Source organism: Sphingomonas sp. JUb134 (genome assembly GCF_004341505.2).
Classification (GTDB): Bacteria; Pseudomonadota; Alphaproteobacteria; order Sphingomonadales; family Sphingomonadaceae; genus Sphingomonas.
Window position 1 is genome coordinate 2,282,067 of sequence record NZ_SLYP02000001.1, and the last position, 15,101, is coordinate 2,297,167.

The following is a 15,101-nucleotide window of genomic DNA, read 5'->3' on the forward strand; positions in this document are numbered from 1 at the left end:
CAGGGGATCAGCGATGACGGCGACGATCGCGCTCGTCGATGACGATCGCAACATCCTGACCTCGGTCTCGATCGCCCTTCAAGCGGACGGATTTTCGACACGCGTCTATTCGGACGGCGAAGCAGCGCTGAAGGCGTTGATCGACAACCCGCCGGACCTCGCCGTGCTGGACATCAAGATGCCCAAGATGGACGGGCTCGAGCTGCTGCGGCGCCTGCGCGAGAAGAGCCAGATCCCGGTGATCTTCCTGACCTCCAAGGACGACGAGCTCGACGAGGCCCTCGGCCTCGCCATGGGAGCCGACGATTACATCGCCAAGCCGTTTTCCCAGCGGCTGTTGATTGCTCGCATCCGCGCGATCCTCCGCCGTGCCGAAGCGCCCGCGGTCGCTCTCGGCGCGGGCGAGGAGCCCCCGCAGCCGGTTCTCGTCCGCGGACGTCTGTCGATGGATCCGGCGCGCCACCGGGTTACCTGGAACGGCGGCCCGGTGACGCTCACGGTGACGGAGTTCCTGATCCTCGAGACGCTGGCACAGCGTCCCGGTATCGTGAAGACGCGCAACCAGCTGATGGACGCGGCCTACCAAGACGACATCTATGTCGACGACCGGACGATCGACAGCCACATCAAGCGCATTCGGCGCAAGTTCCGGCAGGTAGACTCCGAGTTTGACGCCATCGAGACGCTCTATGGCGCCGGCTACCGCTTCTCGGAGGAATAGGGAGCAGGCGCTGGGCTCCCGCCGCTCGGGACGGGTTTCGCTCACGCCGCGCATCCTGTTCGTCAACATCTTCGCCCTGGCGCTTGTCGCCGGCGGCTTCTTCTACCTGGACAGCTTTCGCGCGCGCATCCTCGATGAGCGGGTGAGCCAGGCCGAGCGAGAGATTGCGCTCACCGGTGAGGCGCTGCGCGCGGTGGACCCGGAAGCACGTACCCGGCTCCTGCTGCGAATGGCCCGCGCCCAGGGTGCGCGACTGCGCGTGTATGACGCCGGTGGCATCGAGCGCTTCGACAGTCGCGCGGCGGGCGTGCAGAATTTCCGACTGCGGGATCCCGACAAGGAGCCGTGGCAGCAAGATGTCGCACGGCTGCTCGACGCGATGATCGACACCGTCGCCGGCACCCGCCGTGCCCCGCTGTACCGCGAACGCGGCAAGTCGGACGGGCTGAAATGGCCCGAGGTAGTCAGCGCAGCCGCCACGGGGAGAGGCGTCGCAACCGTCTGGCGCGCACCGGATCGCTCGCCGGTGATCACCGCCGCGGCGCCACTCGCGGCCGGTGCCACGCTGCACTCGACGGTGGACGCGCGTGACATCGTCCAGACCGTTCGCGCCGAACGCCTGCGGTTGAGCGTCGTCCTGCTGGTAGTGGCGCTCGTCTCCATACTGCTGTCGCTGTTCCTCGCGCGGACGATCGTGCAGCCGCTCCGGTTGCTCGCGCGTGCGGCGGTGCGCGTCCGCCTGGGCCGGGCGCGCGAGGTCGTCGTGCCCCGCCTGCCATATCGACGGGACGAGATCGGGATGCTGGCCCGCGCGATTTCCGACATGAGCGGCGCCCTGCGCGCGCGGATCGACGCAACGGAAGCCTTCGCCGCGGATGTGACGCACGAGCTCAAGAACCCCCTCGCCTCGCTGCGCTCTGCGATGGACAGCCTCGACCACGTCAAGGACCCTGCCTTGCAGGAACGGCTGATGGCGATCATGCGCGACGATGTGCACCGTTTGGACCGGCTGATCAGCGACATCTCGGATGCTTCGCGCTTGGACGCGCAGCTGAGCCGCGCCAAGTTCGAGCCGATCGACGTGGCGGCGCTGCTGGAGGCGCTGGTTCGCCTGCGCGCCGAACGCGAGCCGGTCAGAGGCGTGCGCGTCCGCTTCGATCGGCTCAGCGAAGGGCCTTTGCTCGTCTCCGGCGAAGGCTCGCGGCTGGAGCGGGTGTTCGAGAACCTGCTGGACAACGCCGTCTCTTTTTCGCCGGACGATGGACTCGTCACCGTGTCGGCGGTCGCCGAGGACAGCTCGATCGTGGTTCGCGTGGAGGACGAGGGTCCCGGCGTGCCCGAGGAAGCGCGGGACGCGATCTTCCGCCGCTTCCACTCGGTCCGTCCGGCCAGCGAGGCTTTCGGCACCCACTCGGGCCTGGGCCTTGCCATCGCACGCACCATTGTCGAAGGGCATGGAGGCATGATCGCCGTCGAATCCCGAGAAGACCGCCTGAGTGGTGCCCGCTTCGTCGTCCGCCTGCCGCAGGTCGCGGCGTGATGCCGGCTGCGGAGACACTCCACGCCTGCTGTGTCGCCATCGACGGCCGTGGCGTGCTGATCGAAGGACAGTCGGGCGCTGGCAAGTCCGACCTGACGCTCCGGCTCGTGGATCGCGGCGCCGAGCTGGTCAGCGACGACTATACGGTGCTCGAGGTGCAGGAAGCCCGCCTGATCGGTCGCGCACCGGAACGAATTGCGGGGCGGATCGAAGTGCGCGGGATCGGCATTGTCTCTCTGCCCTTCCGGAACGAGGTACCCGTCGCCATGATGGTCCGCATCGAGCCCACGCCAGAGCGGCTGCCGGAACGCCCGGAGCAGCGCTGCATCGCCGGTATAAAAATCCCGCTCGTGGCGCTTCCTGCCCTCGAGCCCTCAGCACCGATCAAAGTGGAACTCGCCCTTCGCATGTTCGCGGGCGCTGCATGAGCGCGCGGAACGAGCCTCAGCGCATTCTTCTCGTCACCGGCCTGTCCGGCGCGGGCAAGTCGACCGTGCTCAAGACGCTTGAGGATCTCGGGTGGGAAGTGGTCGACAACCTGCCGCTGCTGCTGCTCGATCGCCTCCTCGCGACCGAACAGCCGGTCACCCACCGCGAAGGCGGTCAGCCGCTGGCCATCGGCATCGGTTCGCGCACTCGCGGCTTCGACGCGGAGAGCATCGTCCGCCGCATCAAGCTCCTGAACGAGGAAGGCGGCCGCGACATCGGCACCCTGTTTCTCGACTGTGCCAGCACCGAACTGGAGCGCCGCTATGCGGAGACTCGGCGGCGGCACCCGCTCGCGCTCGATCGGCCGGCGAGCGACGGCATCGCGCGGGAGCGGGAGCTGCTGGCGCCACTGCGCCGCTGGGCGAGCCAGCTCGTCGACACCACCGACATGTCCGCGGCCGATCTGGCGCAGCAGGTCCGCGTCACTTATTCGATCCCGGGCCACGGCGAGCCGACGCTGTCGGTGCTTTCGTTCGGGTTCGCACGGGGACTGCCGCGCAACGCCGACATCGTCCTGGACATGCGCTTCCTGCAAAATCCCCATTGGGTGCCGGAATTGCGCCCCGGAACGGGACAGGACGCCGACGTTGCCGCCTATGTGGCGGAGGATCCGGCCTATCCAGCGGCGATGCAGGCGATCGAGACGCTGCTGGGCACCCTCCTCCCGCGCTACCGCGCCGAAGGAAAGGCCTATGTTACGGTCGCGTTCGGGTGTACCGGGGGGCGACACCGTTCGGTCCACGTCGCAGAACGGATGGCGTCATGGTTGCGCGACGCAGGATTTTCGCCCACGGTGACCCACCGCGATCTGGGAACAATTCCCCAGAACTCGCTGGAGGATGCACCGCAGGCTCCATGAATCGCTCGGGGGCTCGAGAGAAATGATCGGCTTGGTACTCGTGACGCACGGGCGGCTCGCAGAAGAGTTCGTCGTCGCGATGGAGCATGTCGTCGGCCGGCAGGAACGGATCGCAACCGTCTGCATCGGCCCGGAAGACGACATGGAAGAACGCCGCGCGGACATCGCGCACGGCATCGAGGAAGTGAACGACGGCAACGGCGTGATCGTGCTGACCGACCTGTTCGGCGGCACCCCGTCGAACCTCGCCATTTCGCTGATGGAGACGGGACGGATCGAGGTGATCGCCGGCATCAACCTGCCGATGCTGATTCGCCTCGGCGGTGCGCGCAAGACGATGAAGGTCGTCGAGGCCGTGGCGGCCGCGCGCGACGCCGGCCGCAAGTATATCTCCGTCGCCTCTGAAGTGCTTGGGGAAGCTGCTGCATGAGCGAGGTCCGCCGTGAGGTCCGCATCGCCAACCGGCGCGGCCTGCATGCCCGTGCCAGCGCGAAGTTCGTGACCCTGGCCTCGAGCCAGCCGATCCCGCTTACGGTGGAAAAGGACGGCTCGCAGGTTACCGCCACCTCGATCATGGGCCTGATGATGCTGGGCGCGGCCATGGGCGACACGATCGTGATCAGCGCCACCGGACCGGAGGCCGATCGGGTGGTCGGTGAGATGGTCGCCCTCGTCGAGGATCGTTTCGGCGAGGATTGATCCTCGCTCCTGCCGCCATGCCCAGAGAAATCACCGCCTATTCGAACCCGCTGGTGAAGCGGGTCCGCACCCTTCGCGACAAGAAGCACCGTCGGGACGAGGGGCTCTTCCTGGCCGAGGGGCTCCGCATCCTGACGGAGGCGCGGGAAGCCGGCCACCTGCCGCGCTACCTGTTCTACACGCGCGCGAGTGCCGACCATGCGCTGGTTCGGTCACTGGTCGCCGCCTGTGAAGCTGCGGGCGGCGAGGCGATCGAAACGAATGCTGACATCCTTTCCAAGCTTTCGGGCAAGGACAATCCGGGTGCGGTGCTCGGCGTCTATGACGAATTGCCGACTGCGCTCGATCGACTGGATCGCAACACCGCCCCCCTGTGGCTCGTGGCCGAGCGGCTCCGGGATCCGGGCAACCTGGGTACGATCCTGCGAACGGCGGATGCGACCGGCGCAGGCGGCGTGATCCTGCTCGACGACTGCGTCGACCCCTTCTCGGTCGAAGCCGTGCGGGCGAGCATGGGCGCGATCTTCACCGTGCCGTTCGCGCGTGCGCGATGGGACGAGTTCCGCGATTGGCTGCGCTCGGGTCCCGGCCAACTGGTCGGGCTCAGTCTCGACACGCAGCATGACTACCGCACGCCGGCCTATCAGGCGCCGACATTCCTGCTGACGGGCAACGAGGCCCAGGGAATGCCCGACTTCATGGCGGCGGAATGCGACCTGCTGGTCAAGATCCCGATGCGGGGCAAGGCCGACAGCCTCAACGCGGCCGTCGCAACCGCCGTGATGGCCTACACCGTACTGGATCGGCTGGAGCAGCCGCCGACCCGCTGATCGCCTGCCGATGTGCCGCCGGCGACACCGGCAGCACGTCGGAAGCACGTCACTCGGCCGGTTCGGGTTCCGCTGCCGGCAGGACCGCTGCCAGCTTGGTCAGCGGTCGGGTCGTCTGCTCCACGACCGGGAGCGGATCGAGCGACTTGCCCGCCGTATCGATGTTGAGCGTCTCGAAGCGCTTGGCGGAGGTCAGCACCTGCGACTCCAGGCTGCCGACAAAGGCATTGTAGGCGCTGGTCGCGGTCTCCAGGTTCTTGCCGAGCTTCGCGACATGGGCTCCCATGGTGCAGAGGCGGGTATGGAGCTCCTTGCCCAGCTCCGCGATCTGGCGGGCTTCGCCAGCGAGCTTCTCCTGCCGCCAGACCGCCGCCACGGTCCGGGCGATCGCGATCAGGTTGGTCGGGGTGGCGATCAGCACCCGACGGTCGAAGGCGAAGTCCCAAAGATCGGGCGCATGCTCCAGGGCCGCCGAGAGGAAGTGCTCGCCTGGCACGAACATGATGACGTAGTCGGGCGTGTCGTCGAACTGCGCCTGGTACGACTTCGCCCCCAGCTGCGTGATGTGCGTCTTCATCGACACCACGTGCGCCTGCATGTGGGTCGCGCGTTCGCGTTCGTCGAGCGCGCCATGCGCGTCCTGATAGGCGTTCAGCGACACCTTGGCGTCGATCACCAGGCTCTTGCCGCCGGGGACGCGGACGATGGCGTCCGGACGAAGCCGCCCGCCCTCGCTCTCGACGCTCACCTCCATCGCGAAGTCGGTGTGCTCGGCCAGCCCGCAGGTCTCCAAGACGTTGCGGAGCTGCTGCTCGCCCCAGCGTCCGCGCGCCTTGGGCGCGGAGCGCAGCGCGTTGACGAGCTTCGCCGCCTCGCTCTTCACCGACTCCTGCCCGATGCGCATCGCCTCCATCAGTCCCGCGAGATTGCCATAGGCCTCCTTACGCTCGCCCTCGACCTTGCTGACGTTCTGCTCATAACGCTGGAGCGTCTGCTCGACGGGTGCGAGCAGCGCCTTCAGCTTCATCTCGTTGGTCTCGCCGGCCTGCTGGAACCGCTCGCTCGCCCGCTCCAGGAAGGTCCGCTGCGCCCCGTCCAGCATCACCTGGGCAGTCTCGCGGAACTGCGCCGACATCGCCTCGCGCGCGTCCTTGAACTCCTGGAGGCGCTCGTCGAACGCTTCGGCGGTGGCCTTCAACCGGGCATGCTCGACCCGCTCCGTCTGGAGGTCGCGACGGAGCCCCTCGACCTCCTGGCGCAGGGTGCCCGCCTCTTTCGCGCGTTCGCTTGCGAGCGCGAGATCCGCGATCGCGGCCTTGAAATCGGCCTCACGCCGATCCCTCTCGCCCCGCGCCTCGGCGATGCCACGCTGCCCGAGGAACCAGCCAACCGCGAGCCCCACGACCATCGCCAGCACGATCACCAGCAGAACCACAGCGTCCATCAACTCAAACCCCTCACGCGAACGAACCCGGAACTTACGCGTCCGTCCAAGAGGTCACAAGCAGAACATCCACGGCCTCGCGGGCGCTCCGCACCAGAGCCTGTCCGACCACCCTTCCCGCCGACACCCCGCTCGCCTAAGTCGCACCGATGCCGACCGACATCGAAATCTCCCGCGCAGCAACCCTGCTCCCCATCGCCGAGGTGGCGGCGAAGCTCGACATCCCGCCTCAGGCGGTGGAGCCCTATGGCCACCACAAGGCCAAGATCGCAGTCGAAGCGCTGCCGAAGCGAGATACGACCGGCAAGCTGATCCTAGTCACGGCGATCAATCCCACGCCCGCCGGCGAAGGCAAGACCACGACCTCGGTCGGACTTGCCGACGCCCTTTCGCGGAGCGGCCGCCGCACCGCGCTGTGCCTGCGCGAGCCATCGCTTGGCCCCTGCTTCGGCACCAAGGGCGGGGCAGCCGGCGGCGGTTATGCGCAGGTCGTACCGATGGAGGACATCAACCTCCATTTCACCGGCGATTTCCATGCGATCACCAGTGCGCACAACCTGCTCGCCGCCATGATCGACAACCACATCTACTGGGGCAATGCCCTGGGGCTGGACGTGCGCCGCATCAGCTGGCGCCGGGTCGTCGACATGAACGACCGCGCGTTGCGCGACATCGTCCACTCCCTGGGCGGCGCCACCAACGGCTACCCCCGGGAATCCGGGTTCGACATCACGGTCGCGTCCGAGGTGATGGCGATCCTCTGCCTGGCGAGCGACCTCGCCGACCTGGAGACCCGCCTCGGGCGCATCATCGTCGGCTACACCGCCGACCGCCGCGCCGTCACCGCGCGCGACCTGCATGCGGCGGGGGCGATGGCGGCGCTGCTTGCCCAGGCCGTGAAACCCAACCTCGTCCAGACGCTGGAGGGCACTCCCGCCTTTGTCCATGGCGGCCCCTTCGCCAACATCGCGCATGGCTGCAATTCGGTGATCGCCACGCGCACCGCACTCGGCCTCGCCGATTATGTCGTGACGGAAGCGGGGTTCGGGGCTGATCTGGGCGCGGAGAAGTTCTTCGACATCAAGTGTCGGATGGCCGAGCTCGCACCGGATGCGGTGGTGATCGTGGCGACCGTACGGGCGCTCAAGATGAACGGCGGGGTCGCCAAGGCGGACCTTGCGGCGGCCGACGTTGCCGCCGTGCAGCGGGGTGGCGCGAACCTGATGCGCCACCTGGAGAACGTCGCCCAGTTCGGCGTACCGGCGGTGGTGGCGATCAACCGCTTTGCTTCGGACACGGAAGAGGAGATCGCGGCCGTGCGCGCGATCGCCGAGGCGCAGGGATGCGAGGCGGTGGTCTGCACCCACTTCTACGATGGCGGAGCGGGCGCTGGCGAACTGGCGGAGGCGGTCGCGGCGCTGGCCGATGCAGGCTCGGCCCGGTTCATGCCGCTCTATGACGATCGCCTGAGCCTGTTCGACAAGATCAACACGGTCGCGAAGCGGATCTACCGTGCCGAGGAGGCGGTGGCAGACGCGAGCGTCCTCGCGCAGCTTCGTCGCTGGGAGGCCGACGGCTTCGGCGACCTGCCGGTCTGCATGGCGAAAACCCAGTACAGCTTCTCGACCGATCCGACCCGGCTTGGCGCCCCATCGGGGCATGTGGTGCACGTGCGCGAAGTGCGCCTCGCCGCAGGCGCCGGCTTCGTAGTGGCGATCTGCGGGGAGATCATGACCATGCCTGGCCTGCCGCGGGTACCCGCGGCCGAAGGCATTCGCGTCAACGCGGCCGGGCAGATCGACGGACTCTCGTGAGAGTGCGGGCGGCGGGACCCAATCCCGCCGTCGCGATCAGGCGGCCTTGCGGGCCTTGTTGAGCCGCTTGATGACCATCTCCCGCTTCAGCCGCGAGAGGTGATCGATGAACAGCACGCCGTTGAGATGGTCCATCTCGTGCTGGAGACAGGTCGCGAGCAGCCCCTCGAGCCACTCGTCATGCTCGGCCCCCTGCTCGTCTAGCCAGCGCACGCGGCAGCGCGCCGGCCGCTCGACATCCGCAAACTGATCCGGGATCGACAGGCAGCCCTCCTTGTACAGGGAGCATTCGTCGGAGGTTTCGAGGATCTCGGGATTGACGAAGGCGCGCGGCTCCTTGACCGGCTTGCCCTCCTCATCCTCCTGCTCCTGAAGATCGATCACCAGTACCCGCTTGGGCACCGCAACCTGGATCGCCGCGAGGCCGATGCCGGGCGCGTCGTACATCGTGTCGAACATGTCGGCGATGAGCGTGCGAACCTCGTCGTCGACCGCATCCACGGGGGTGGAAATCAGCCGCAGGCGCGGATCGGGAATCTCGATGATGGGCAGGATGGCCATGGGCGCTAGCTAGGTAAGCCCCCCCGGCACGTCAAGCGATGCACTCACACCACCGGGCGTCGCGCTCGCAGCGCCTGTGCCAAGGTGCCCTCGTCCAGATAATCCAGCTCGCCGCCCACGGGCAAGCCATGCGCCAGCTGCGTGATCCGTACAGGATACGCCTCGATCCGCTCTGCCAGATAGTGCGCAGTCGTCTGTCCCTCCAGCGTCGCGTTCATCGCGAGCACCACCTCGTCGACGCCGCCATCGGCCACGCGCGCGACGAGCCGGTCGATGGCGAGATCCTCCGGGCGAACGCCCTCGAGTGCCGACAGCCGCCCGCCCAGAACGTGGAAGCGACCTGGGAACAAGCGGGAGCGCTCCAGCGCCCATAGATCCGCGACTTCCTCCACGACGCACAGCGCACGCGCGTCCCGCCGCGGATCGGCACAGACGGCGCAAGGGTCGCTGGTATCGACATTGCCGCAGACCGAGCAGGTGGACAGCCGCTCGCTTACCCGCTCCAAAGCGCCGAGCAGCGGAACCAGTGCCGTTTCGCGCTTCTTGATGAGGTGCAATACGGCCCGACGCGCGGAGCGTGGGCCAAGGCCCGGCAAGCGGGACAGCGCCTGCGTCAGCGCCTCGATCTCTGGGGAAGCCATCGCTACGACAGATAGGGGGTTGCGTGCCGCGCCGCTAGCGTGTCGAGAGCCACCATGCGCATCATCTTCATGGGCACGCCCGGCTTCGCGGTTACGATCCTGGACGCGTTGGTGGCTGCCGGACACGAGATCGTCACCGTCTACACACAGCCGCCGCGTGCAGGCGGCCGCCGCGGCAAGGCACCGACCCCGACACCGGTCCATGCCCGCGCCGAAGCGCTCGGAATCCCGGTCCGGCACCCGACGACGTTGCGCACTGCCGAAGCCCAAGCGGACTTCGCCGCCCTGGGCGCGGATGTGGCGGTCGTCGCGGCCTATGGGCTCATCCTGCCGCAGGCGGTTCTGGATGCGCCGCGGCTCGGCTGCCTGAACGTCCACGCCTCGCTGCTGCCGCGCTGGCGGGGCGCTGCGCCCGTGCAGCGCGCGATCCTGGCCGGCGACACCGAGACTGGCGTCGGCATCATGCAGATGGAGGCTGGCCTGGACACCGGGCCGGTGCGGCATGAGGTGCGCACTCCGATCGGCAGGGACACGGCGGCCGAACTAACCGACCGGCTTGCGCAGCTAGGGGGTGCGGCAATGGTCGAAGTGCTTGGCAACATCGACGCCTATCCCCCTGTTTCGCAGCCAGAGTCTGGCGTCACCTACGCCGCGAAACTCGACAAGTCGGAGGCGCGGTTGCGCTTCGATGCGGCAGCGTACGCGGTCGAGCGGCAGGTCCGGGCGTTTCATCCGACGGCATTCTTCGAAATCGATGGCGAGCGCTTCCGCGTCCTGACGGCGGACGTCTCGGACGAGAGCGGCGCGGCGGGTACCGTGCTGGACGAGCGGCTTACGATCGCGTGCGGCACGGGGGCGATCCGGCCCACGCTGCTTCAGCGTGCCGGCCGGGGCGCCATGCCTGCGGCAGACCTGCTGCGCGGCTTCCCCATTCCGACGGGTACGCGGCTGTCGTGAGCCGCTTCGCGCTGACGGTCGAGTTTGACGGCCGACCCTTCATGGGCTGGCAGCGGCAATCGCACGGCCCGAGTGTCCAGCAGGCGATCGAGGACGCAGCCTGGCGGGTGACCGGTGAGCAGGTCGCGGTGCACGCTGCCGGACGCACGGACGCAGGCGTCCATGCGCTCGCCATGCGCGCGCACGTCGAGATCAGAAAGGCGATCCTGCCCTTCCGCCTGATGGAAGCGCTAAACGCGCATCTGCGGCCGGACCCTGTCGCCATTCTCGCCTGCGAGGCAGTCGAGGACGACTGGCACGCCCGCTTCTCCTGCGTCGGCCGCTCCTATGAATATCGGATCGTTAACCGGCGGGCGCCGCTCACCTGGGAAGCGGGTCTCGCGTGGCAAGTACCGCAACCGCTCGATGTCGATGCGATGCAGACCGCGGCGCACTTCCTCGTCGGGCGGCACGACTTCACGACCTTCCGCTCCGCGCATTGCCAGGCGGAGAGCCCGGTACGTACTCTCGATCGTCTGGATGTCGAACGGCGTGGCGACCGCGTGCTCATCCACGCCGCCGCTCGTTCGTTCCTGCACCACCAGGTCCGGTCGATGGTCGGATGCCTCGCCTTGGTGGGGCAAGGACGCTGGCGCCCGGAGCAGGTGCGCGAAGTGCTCGTCGCGCGCGATCGCTCGCGGCTGGGCCTTAATGCGCCGCCGGACGGACTCTATTTCACCGGCGCCGTGTACCCCATTAGCGGCTGAGCCGCGCCACCAACTCGACATGGGTGGACCAGCGGAACTGACCTACCGGCTGCACCCAATCGAGCCGGTAGCCGCTCTCGCACATCGTCTTCACATCTCGTGCGAAGCTGCTGGGATTGCACGAAACATACGCCACGACCGGCACCTTGCTGGCGGCGATCGCTGCTGCCTGCTCGCGAGCACCGGCACGCGGCGGATCGATCACGACTGCCGAGAAGCGATCGAGTTCGGCAGGCGCCAGCGGGCGGCGGTAGAGGTCCCGATGCTCGGCAAATACGGGGCGGCCGGCGCGCGAGGCAGCGGCCTTTAGCGCCAGGATCGGCTCCCGGGCGGCTTCGCCCGCATACACCTTGGCGCGCTCTGCCAACGCGAGAGAGAAGGTGCCCAGTCCGGCGAACAGGTCTGCAACGATCGGAGCGCTCCCGACCGCATCCTTCACGCCTGCGACTAAGGCCGCCTCGCCCTCTCGCGTAGCCTGAAGGAAGGCACCCGGTTGAAGCGCGACCGGCACACCCGCGAAGCTGATCGTCGCGGGCTCCGGCTCCCACCGGGTCTCCGGACCATAGCCATCATCCACCGACAGGCGGGCGAGGCCGTGCCGCTCCGCAAAGCCGGTCAGCGCCTCCACTTCGGAGAGCTTATCACCGAGGAAGCCGGTGATCAGCACGTCGACGCCGCGATCGGTCTGCGCCAGATGCACGTCCGCGCGGCGCTCTCCCAGCATGGCCGCCAGCAGCGTCCTCAGCGGCGCGACCAGCGCGAACAGCTCCGGAAGCAGTACGTGGCATTCCATCATGTCGACGATGCGATGGCTGCCGGTCTCCGTGAAGCCAAGCAACACCTGGCGTCCGCGACGCTCGGCATGCAGCGTTGCGCGACGCCGGGTGCGCGGCGGCGAGACAAGCGCGAGACGAACTTCCGTCGCCAGGTTCTGGGTCGAAAGCGCGCCAAGCACGCGATCGCGCACGAACAGGGCGTAGCTTTCTTCGTCGAGATGCTGGAGTTGGCAGCCGCCGCACGCCGGGAAATGCCGGCAGGGTGGCACCTGATGATGGGAACCGCGCACCACGCTGTTGTCCGGGAGCAGCCGGTCGCCGGGGGCCGCGAAGGCTACGTGACGGCCATCGGCGGAGATGCCCTCGCCGCGGGCCGCCACGCGCACGATCAGATCGCCGCTCACAGGCATTCTCCCATTGCGACTGGGATCCGGCCGATCAGGTCGTCGGCTGCGAAGGCGGGGCCGGCAAGTCGCGCGGCGCGGCTGTGCAGCCACACGGCCTCGTCGGCGCTGCCACCGGCGGCGTGACGCGCGGCGACGAGCCCCGCCAGGACGTCCCCGGTACCGGCGGTCGACAGCCACGACGATGCCGCGGATGCGACCACGGCCTTGCCGCCGGCCCACGCGATCACCGTGTCCGCGCCCTTGTGGATCACTGTAGCGCCGCTGTTCCTGGCGGCAGCGAGTGTCGCCTCGATCTTGCTGCCGGCGGCATCGAACATGCGCGCAAACTCGCCCGCGTGGGGGGTAAGCAGCGTCGCGGCCTTGCGGGTACGCAGACGTTCGGCAGCCGCCTCGCCCAGCAGGCTGAGCGCGTCGCCGTCGATCACCAGATCCCGCTCGCAGCCAATCGCCGCCTCGAGGAGGTCCTTGGCCGCTTCGTCCCGGCCGAGGCCGGGCCCGATCACCACCGCGCCGATGCGCGGGTCGGTCAGCAACTCGGCGAGCGCATCCCTGCCCTCGATCGTGCGTTGGACGATCGCGTCTGGACCGCCAGTAGCAGGCTCCGGCGCCGCCAGGATCACATAGCCGGCGCCACCGTGGAGCGCCGCGCGCGCCGCGAGACGGGAGGCTCCGGCCATGCTGCCGGCGACCACGACCACCAGCCCACGATCATATTTGTGCGCTTGGGGTTCCGGAGCCTGTAGCCTCGGACGTGCGATGCTGCTCCAAATTGCGCCCGGCTCCACGCCGATATCGGCAAGCAGGACGTGGCCGCACTTGGAGACACCGGCGCCGAGCAGATGCGCCGGCTTGAGCGCGCCGAGCGCCACCGTGGCCGTGATCCCGTCCGGGGCGCCCAGATCGAGGCCGGTGTCGGTCTCGATGCCCGAGGGGATATCGATCGCCACTGAGACAGAGGCCGCGGCAACGAGCCGGGCCAGGTGGGCGGCTACGGGAGCGTCTAGAGCGCACGACATGCCGGTACCGAACAAGCCGTCCACCAGGACTGGCCTTGCGCTCACCTGCTCCAAGCTCTCCACCTTGCCCTGCCACGCGGCGGCGTTGGCTGCCGCCGCACCGCTCGTAGGCCGGCCGATCGCCGCGACTGCCACGTCATGGCCCCAGCCGCGCAGCAATCTCGCGACGCCATAGGCATCGCCGCCGTTGTTCCCCGGTCCCGCAAGCACCAGCGCCGGCTGCCCCGCGCCCAGCCGGGCGACTTCCCGCGCAACGGCGAGCGAGGCACGCTCCATCAGTTCGGATTGGGAAACGCCGGCACCGAAGCAGCGCTGCTCGGCAGCCCGCATCTCGTCTGCACGCAGGATGGGGGCGCCTGAAGGCAGGATCCTCATGCCCCAGCCGCTCCATCTACACGTGCAGGCAAACGGTACCGATCGCGGCCGATCTGCACCTCGATCTCGCTGGGCGACCGCAAGCGCACGACCGCCGGCTCCGCACCGTCCGCCGCCGTGACGCCGCTCCCGTCCCTGGCGACGAGAAGACGCCGGAAACCACCATCGGCACGCCGCACGGTCAGCACCAGGCCTTGCTGCCCCTCGCTTTGTTCGACCAAGCAGTTCTGCGCCAACTGCGTACCCTCCGTTGCGCAGGCGATCCGCAAGCCGCTGGGAGGCTCAGGCGGCCCGGCGTCGCCGCACGCTGCGAGCATCAGCGACAGAAGCCCGGTGCCGCCGCATCGCCAGAACGCCGCCGTCATCGCACGAGCTCCGCACGCACCTGCGCGATGACATCTGCGAGGATCGTCGACCACTCGGCTACGCCGTGTTCGTCTTGGATCAGGCCGTTGCGAACCTCGACGGACATGCTCGGGATGCCATGCGCCTCGGCATGGCGGTTGAGCGTCGCGTTGAGCTCGCGCCCGGAATAGGGCTCATTGTCTCCCGTGACAAAGCCCCGCTCCCGAAGCACCCGGATCGCGGGGTGCGCCGCCCGACTGTCCTCGTTGTAGAGAATCCCCACCTGCCAGGGCCGTTCGCGGCCATCGCTCGCGAGCCGTGGCGTGAAGCTGTGGATCGCAACGACCAGTTCGGGCCGATAGTCCTGCACCGCCTGTTCGATTGCGGCGTGGTAGGGAATGTGGAACCGCTCCACGCGGGTGGACCGATCTGCCCCCTGATTGCCGGGGATCACGTGGCCATCACTCAGAGCCGGGATGAGACCGCTGTGGTCGGGCTCCCGATGAAGGTCGATCACCAGCCGGGAAACGGTGCCGAGGACGGCCGGCACACCCAGGCTTGATGCGAGGCTGCGGGTCAGCGCGGCCGCGCCGATGTCATAGCCGATGTGCAGATCCAGCAAGGCGGGCAGCACGCCAAGGCTGATGTCCGCCGGGACGTGGTTGGAAGCATGATCGCATAGCAGCAGCACACCGCCTGCGATGCCGTCGATCCGCTCGGCGGGCGGAAGATCGTTCGGGTAGGAAGAGGATCCGGCAGGGCTGCGGTCTGACATGGCAGCGACCTGCCCCAGGAACGGCCGGCTGTCACCCCCTGGACGGGAGGATGGCGCCTGCACGAGGCAGGGGCCATCCACGGACGTCCGCTGACGGCGTCTGATC

17 protein-coding genes are annotated in these 15,101 nt (G+C 68.3%); 10 read left to right on the forward strand and 7 right to left on the reverse strand.

All coding sequences use genetic code 11. From position 1 onward, the window contains the following. Nucleotides 1–13 precede the first annotated feature (13 nt). Genes EDF69_RS10495 through EDF69_RS10525 form a run of 7 tightly spaced genes read left to right on the forward strand, consistent with a single transcriptional unit; the run spans nucleotide 14 to nucleotide 5,138 of the window. Nucleotides 14–721 (forward strand): response regulator transcription factor, encoded by a 708-nt coding sequence (locus tag EDF69_RS10495; RefSeq protein ID WP_125959615.1) that lies wholly within the window; start codon nucleotides 14–16, stop codon nucleotides 719–721. Continuing rightward, entirely contained in the window at nucleotides 690–2,261 is a 1,572-nt protein-coding gene (locus EDF69_RS10500) for a sensor histidine kinase (protein ID WP_132883837.1), read from the forward strand. The genes EDF69_RS10495 and EDF69_RS10500 overlap by 32 nt, the downstream gene beginning before the upstream one ends. Further along, nucleotides 2,261–2,689: an HPr kinase/phosphorylase gene (locus tag EDF69_RS10505; RefSeq protein WP_204991444.1), complete on the forward strand. Its 429-nt coding sequence runs from the start codon at nucleotides 2,261–2,263 to the stop codon at nucleotides 2,687–2,689. The genes EDF69_RS10500 and EDF69_RS10505 overlap by 1 nt, the downstream gene beginning before the upstream one ends. After that, a complete protein-coding gene (gene rapZ, locus EDF69_RS10510) occupies nucleotides 2,686–3,609 on the forward strand; it encodes an RNase adapter RapZ (protein ID WP_125959612.1) in 924 nt (307 codons plus the stop codon). Before EDF69_RS10505 ends, rapZ begins: the two co-directional genes overlap by 4 nt. A 22-nt stretch (nucleotides 3,610–3,631) precedes the next feature. Continuing rightward, nucleotides 3,632–4,039, forward strand: coding sequence for a PTS sugar transporter subunit IIA (locus tag EDF69_RS10515; protein WP_125959611.1), 408 nt, complete (start codon nucleotides 3,632–3,634; stop codon nucleotides 4,037–4,039). Beyond that, nucleotides 4,036–4,308: an HPr family phosphocarrier protein gene (locus EDF69_RS10520; protein WP_125959610.1), complete on the forward strand. Its 273-nt coding sequence runs from the start codon at nucleotides 4,036–4,038 to the stop codon at nucleotides 4,306–4,308. Before EDF69_RS10515 ends, EDF69_RS10520 begins: the two co-directional genes overlap by 4 nt. 17 nt (nucleotides 4,309–4,325) lie before the next feature. After that, nucleotides 4,326–5,138 carry a TrmH family RNA methyltransferase gene (locus EDF69_RS10525; RefSeq protein ID WP_132883835.1) on the forward strand — a complete coding sequence of 271 codons (813 nt, stop codon included), beginning with the start codon at nucleotides 4,326–4,328 and terminating at the stop codon, nucleotides 5,136–5,138. Between the two features lie 49 nt (nucleotides 5,139–5,187). Here the strand turns inward: EDF69_RS10525 and rmuC are convergent, their stop codons facing one another. After that, on the reverse strand, nucleotides 5,188–6,582 hold the full coding sequence (rmuC, locus tag EDF69_RS10530; RefSeq protein WP_132883834.1) for a DNA recombination protein RmuC: 1,395 nt from the start codon (nucleotides 6,580–6,582) through the stop codon (nucleotides 5,188–5,190). A 149-nt stretch (nucleotides 6,583–6,731) separates the two neighbouring features. Here rmuC and EDF69_RS10535 point away from each other — a divergent pair, with 149 nt between their 5' ends. Further along, entirely contained in the window at nucleotides 6,732–8,396 is a 1,665-nt protein-coding gene (locus tag EDF69_RS10535; RefSeq protein WP_132883833.1) for a formate--tetrahydrofolate ligase, read from the forward strand. Between the two features lie 36 nt (nucleotides 8,397–8,432). Here EDF69_RS10535 and def read toward each other — a convergent pair whose 3' ends face one another. Next, nucleotides 8,433–8,957 carry a peptide deformylase gene (gene def, locus EDF69_RS10540; protein WP_129341025.1) on the reverse strand — a complete coding sequence of 175 codons (525 nt, stop codon included), beginning with the start codon at nucleotides 8,955–8,957 and terminating at the stop codon, nucleotides 8,433–8,435. A gap of 44 nt (nucleotides 8,958–9,001) precedes the next feature. Further along, nucleotides 9,002–9,598 (reverse strand): recombination mediator RecR, encoded by a 597-nt coding sequence (gene recR, locus EDF69_RS10545; RefSeq protein ID WP_125959606.1) that lies wholly within the window; start codon nucleotides 9,596–9,598, stop codon nucleotides 9,002–9,004. 54 nt (nucleotides 9,599–9,652) lie between these two features. Here recR and fmt point away from each other — a divergent pair, with 54 nt between their 5' ends. Further along, nucleotides 9,653–10,555: a methionyl-tRNA formyltransferase gene (fmt, locus tag EDF69_RS10550; protein WP_132883832.1), complete on the forward strand. Its 903-nt coding sequence runs from the start codon at nucleotides 9,653–9,655 to the stop codon at nucleotides 10,553–10,555. Next, nucleotides 10,552–11,301 carry a tRNA pseudouridine(38-40) synthase TruA gene (gene truA, locus EDF69_RS10555; protein ID WP_132883831.1) on the forward strand — a complete coding sequence of 250 codons (750 nt, stop codon included), beginning with the start codon at nucleotides 10,552–10,554 and terminating at the stop codon, nucleotides 11,299–11,301. The genes fmt and truA overlap by 4 nt, the downstream gene beginning before the upstream one ends. Here the strand turns inward: truA and EDF69_RS10560 are convergent. From EDF69_RS10560 to EDF69_RS10575, 4 genes are read right to left on the reverse strand one after another with little or no spacing between them, the layout of a single operon-like run. Further along, on the reverse strand, nucleotides 11,291–12,481 hold the full coding sequence (locus tag EDF69_RS10560) for a class I SAM-dependent RNA methyltransferase (RefSeq protein ID WP_339538259.1): 1,191 nt from the start codon (nucleotides 12,479–12,481) through the stop codon (nucleotides 11,291–11,293). The genes truA and EDF69_RS10560 overlap by 11 nt on opposite strands. Beyond that, the gene (locus EDF69_RS10565) at nucleotides 12,478–13,875 is read right to left on the reverse strand and encodes an NAD(P)H-hydrate dehydratase (protein WP_239555427.1); all 1,398 of its coding nucleotides are present in this window, start codon (nucleotides 13,873–13,875) and stop codon (nucleotides 12,478–12,480) included. Before EDF69_RS10565 ends, EDF69_RS10560 begins: the two co-directional genes overlap by 4 nt. Continuing rightward, a complete protein-coding gene (locus EDF69_RS10570; protein ID WP_132883829.1) occupies nucleotides 13,872–14,240 on the reverse strand; it encodes a hypothetical protein in 369 nt (122 codons plus the stop codon). Before EDF69_RS10570 ends, EDF69_RS10565 begins: the two co-directional genes overlap by 4 nt. Then, on the reverse strand, nucleotides 14,237–14,995 hold the full coding sequence (locus EDF69_RS10575) for an N-formylglutamate amidohydrolase (protein WP_132883828.1): 759 nt from the start codon (nucleotides 14,993–14,995) through the stop codon (nucleotides 14,237–14,239). The genes EDF69_RS10570 and EDF69_RS10575 overlap by 4 nt, the downstream gene beginning before the upstream one ends. Nucleotides 14,996–15,101: the final 106 nt, after the last annotated feature.

Excerpts from the sequence above, each read along its gene's own strand:
- recR (WP_125959606.1), bottom strand. The coding sequence starts at position 9,598 with ATGGCTTCCCCAGAGATCGAGGCGCTGACGCAGGCGCTGTCCCGCTTG.
- EDF69_RS10495 (WP_125959615.1), top strand. The coding sequence starts at position 14 with ATGACGGCGACGATCGCGCTCGTCGATGACGATCGCAACATCCTGACC.
- EDF69_RS10525 (WP_132883835.1), top strand. The coding sequence starts at position 4,326 with ATGCCCAGAGAAATCACCGCCTATTCGAACCCGCTGGTGAAGCGGGTC.
- EDF69_RS10535 (WP_132883833.1), top strand. The coding sequence starts at position 6,732 with ATGCCGACCGACATCGAAATCTCCCGCGCAGCAACCCTGCTCCCCATC.
- rmuC (WP_132883834.1), bottom strand. The coding sequence starts at position 6,582 with ATGGACGCTGTGGTTCTGCTGGTGATCGTGCTGGCGATGGTCGTGGGG.
- EDF69_RS10565 (WP_239555427.1), bottom strand. The coding sequence starts at position 13,875 with ATGAGGATCCTGCCTTCAGGCGCCCCCATCCTGCGTGCAGACGAGATG.
- EDF69_RS10505 (WP_204991444.1), top strand. The coding sequence starts at position 2,261 with ATGCCGGCTGCGGAGACACTCCACGCCTGCTGTGTCGCCATCGACGGC.
- EDF69_RS10575 (WP_132883828.1), bottom strand. The coding sequence starts at position 14,995 with ATGTCAGACCGCAGCCCTGCCGGATCCTCTTCCTACCCGAACGATCTT.
- EDF69_RS10500 (WP_132883837.1), top strand. The coding sequence starts at position 690 with ATGGCGCCGGCTACCGCTTCTCGGAGGAATAGGGAGCAGGCGCTGGGC.
- EDF69_RS10570 (WP_132883829.1), bottom strand. The coding sequence starts at position 14,240 with ATGACGGCGGCGTTCTGGCGATGCGGCGGCACCGGGCTTCTGTCGCTG.
- EDF69_RS10520 (WP_125959610.1), top strand. The coding sequence starts at position 4,036 with ATGAGCGAGGTCCGCCGTGAGGTCCGCATCGCCAACCGGCGCGGCCTG.
- EDF69_RS10515 (WP_125959611.1), top strand. The coding sequence starts at position 3,632 with ATGATCGGCTTGGTACTCGTGACGCACGGGCGGCTCGCAGAAGAGTTC.
- fmt (WP_132883832.1), top strand. The coding sequence starts at position 9,653 with ATGCGCATCATCTTCATGGGCACGCCCGGCTTCGCGGTTACGATCCTG.
- rapZ (WP_125959612.1), top strand. The coding sequence starts at position 2,686 with ATGAGCGCGCGGAACGAGCCTCAGCGCATTCTTCTCGTCACCGGCCTG.
- def (WP_129341025.1), bottom strand. The coding sequence starts at position 8,957 with ATGGCCATCCTGCCCATCATCGAGATTCCCGATCCGCGCCTGCGGCTG.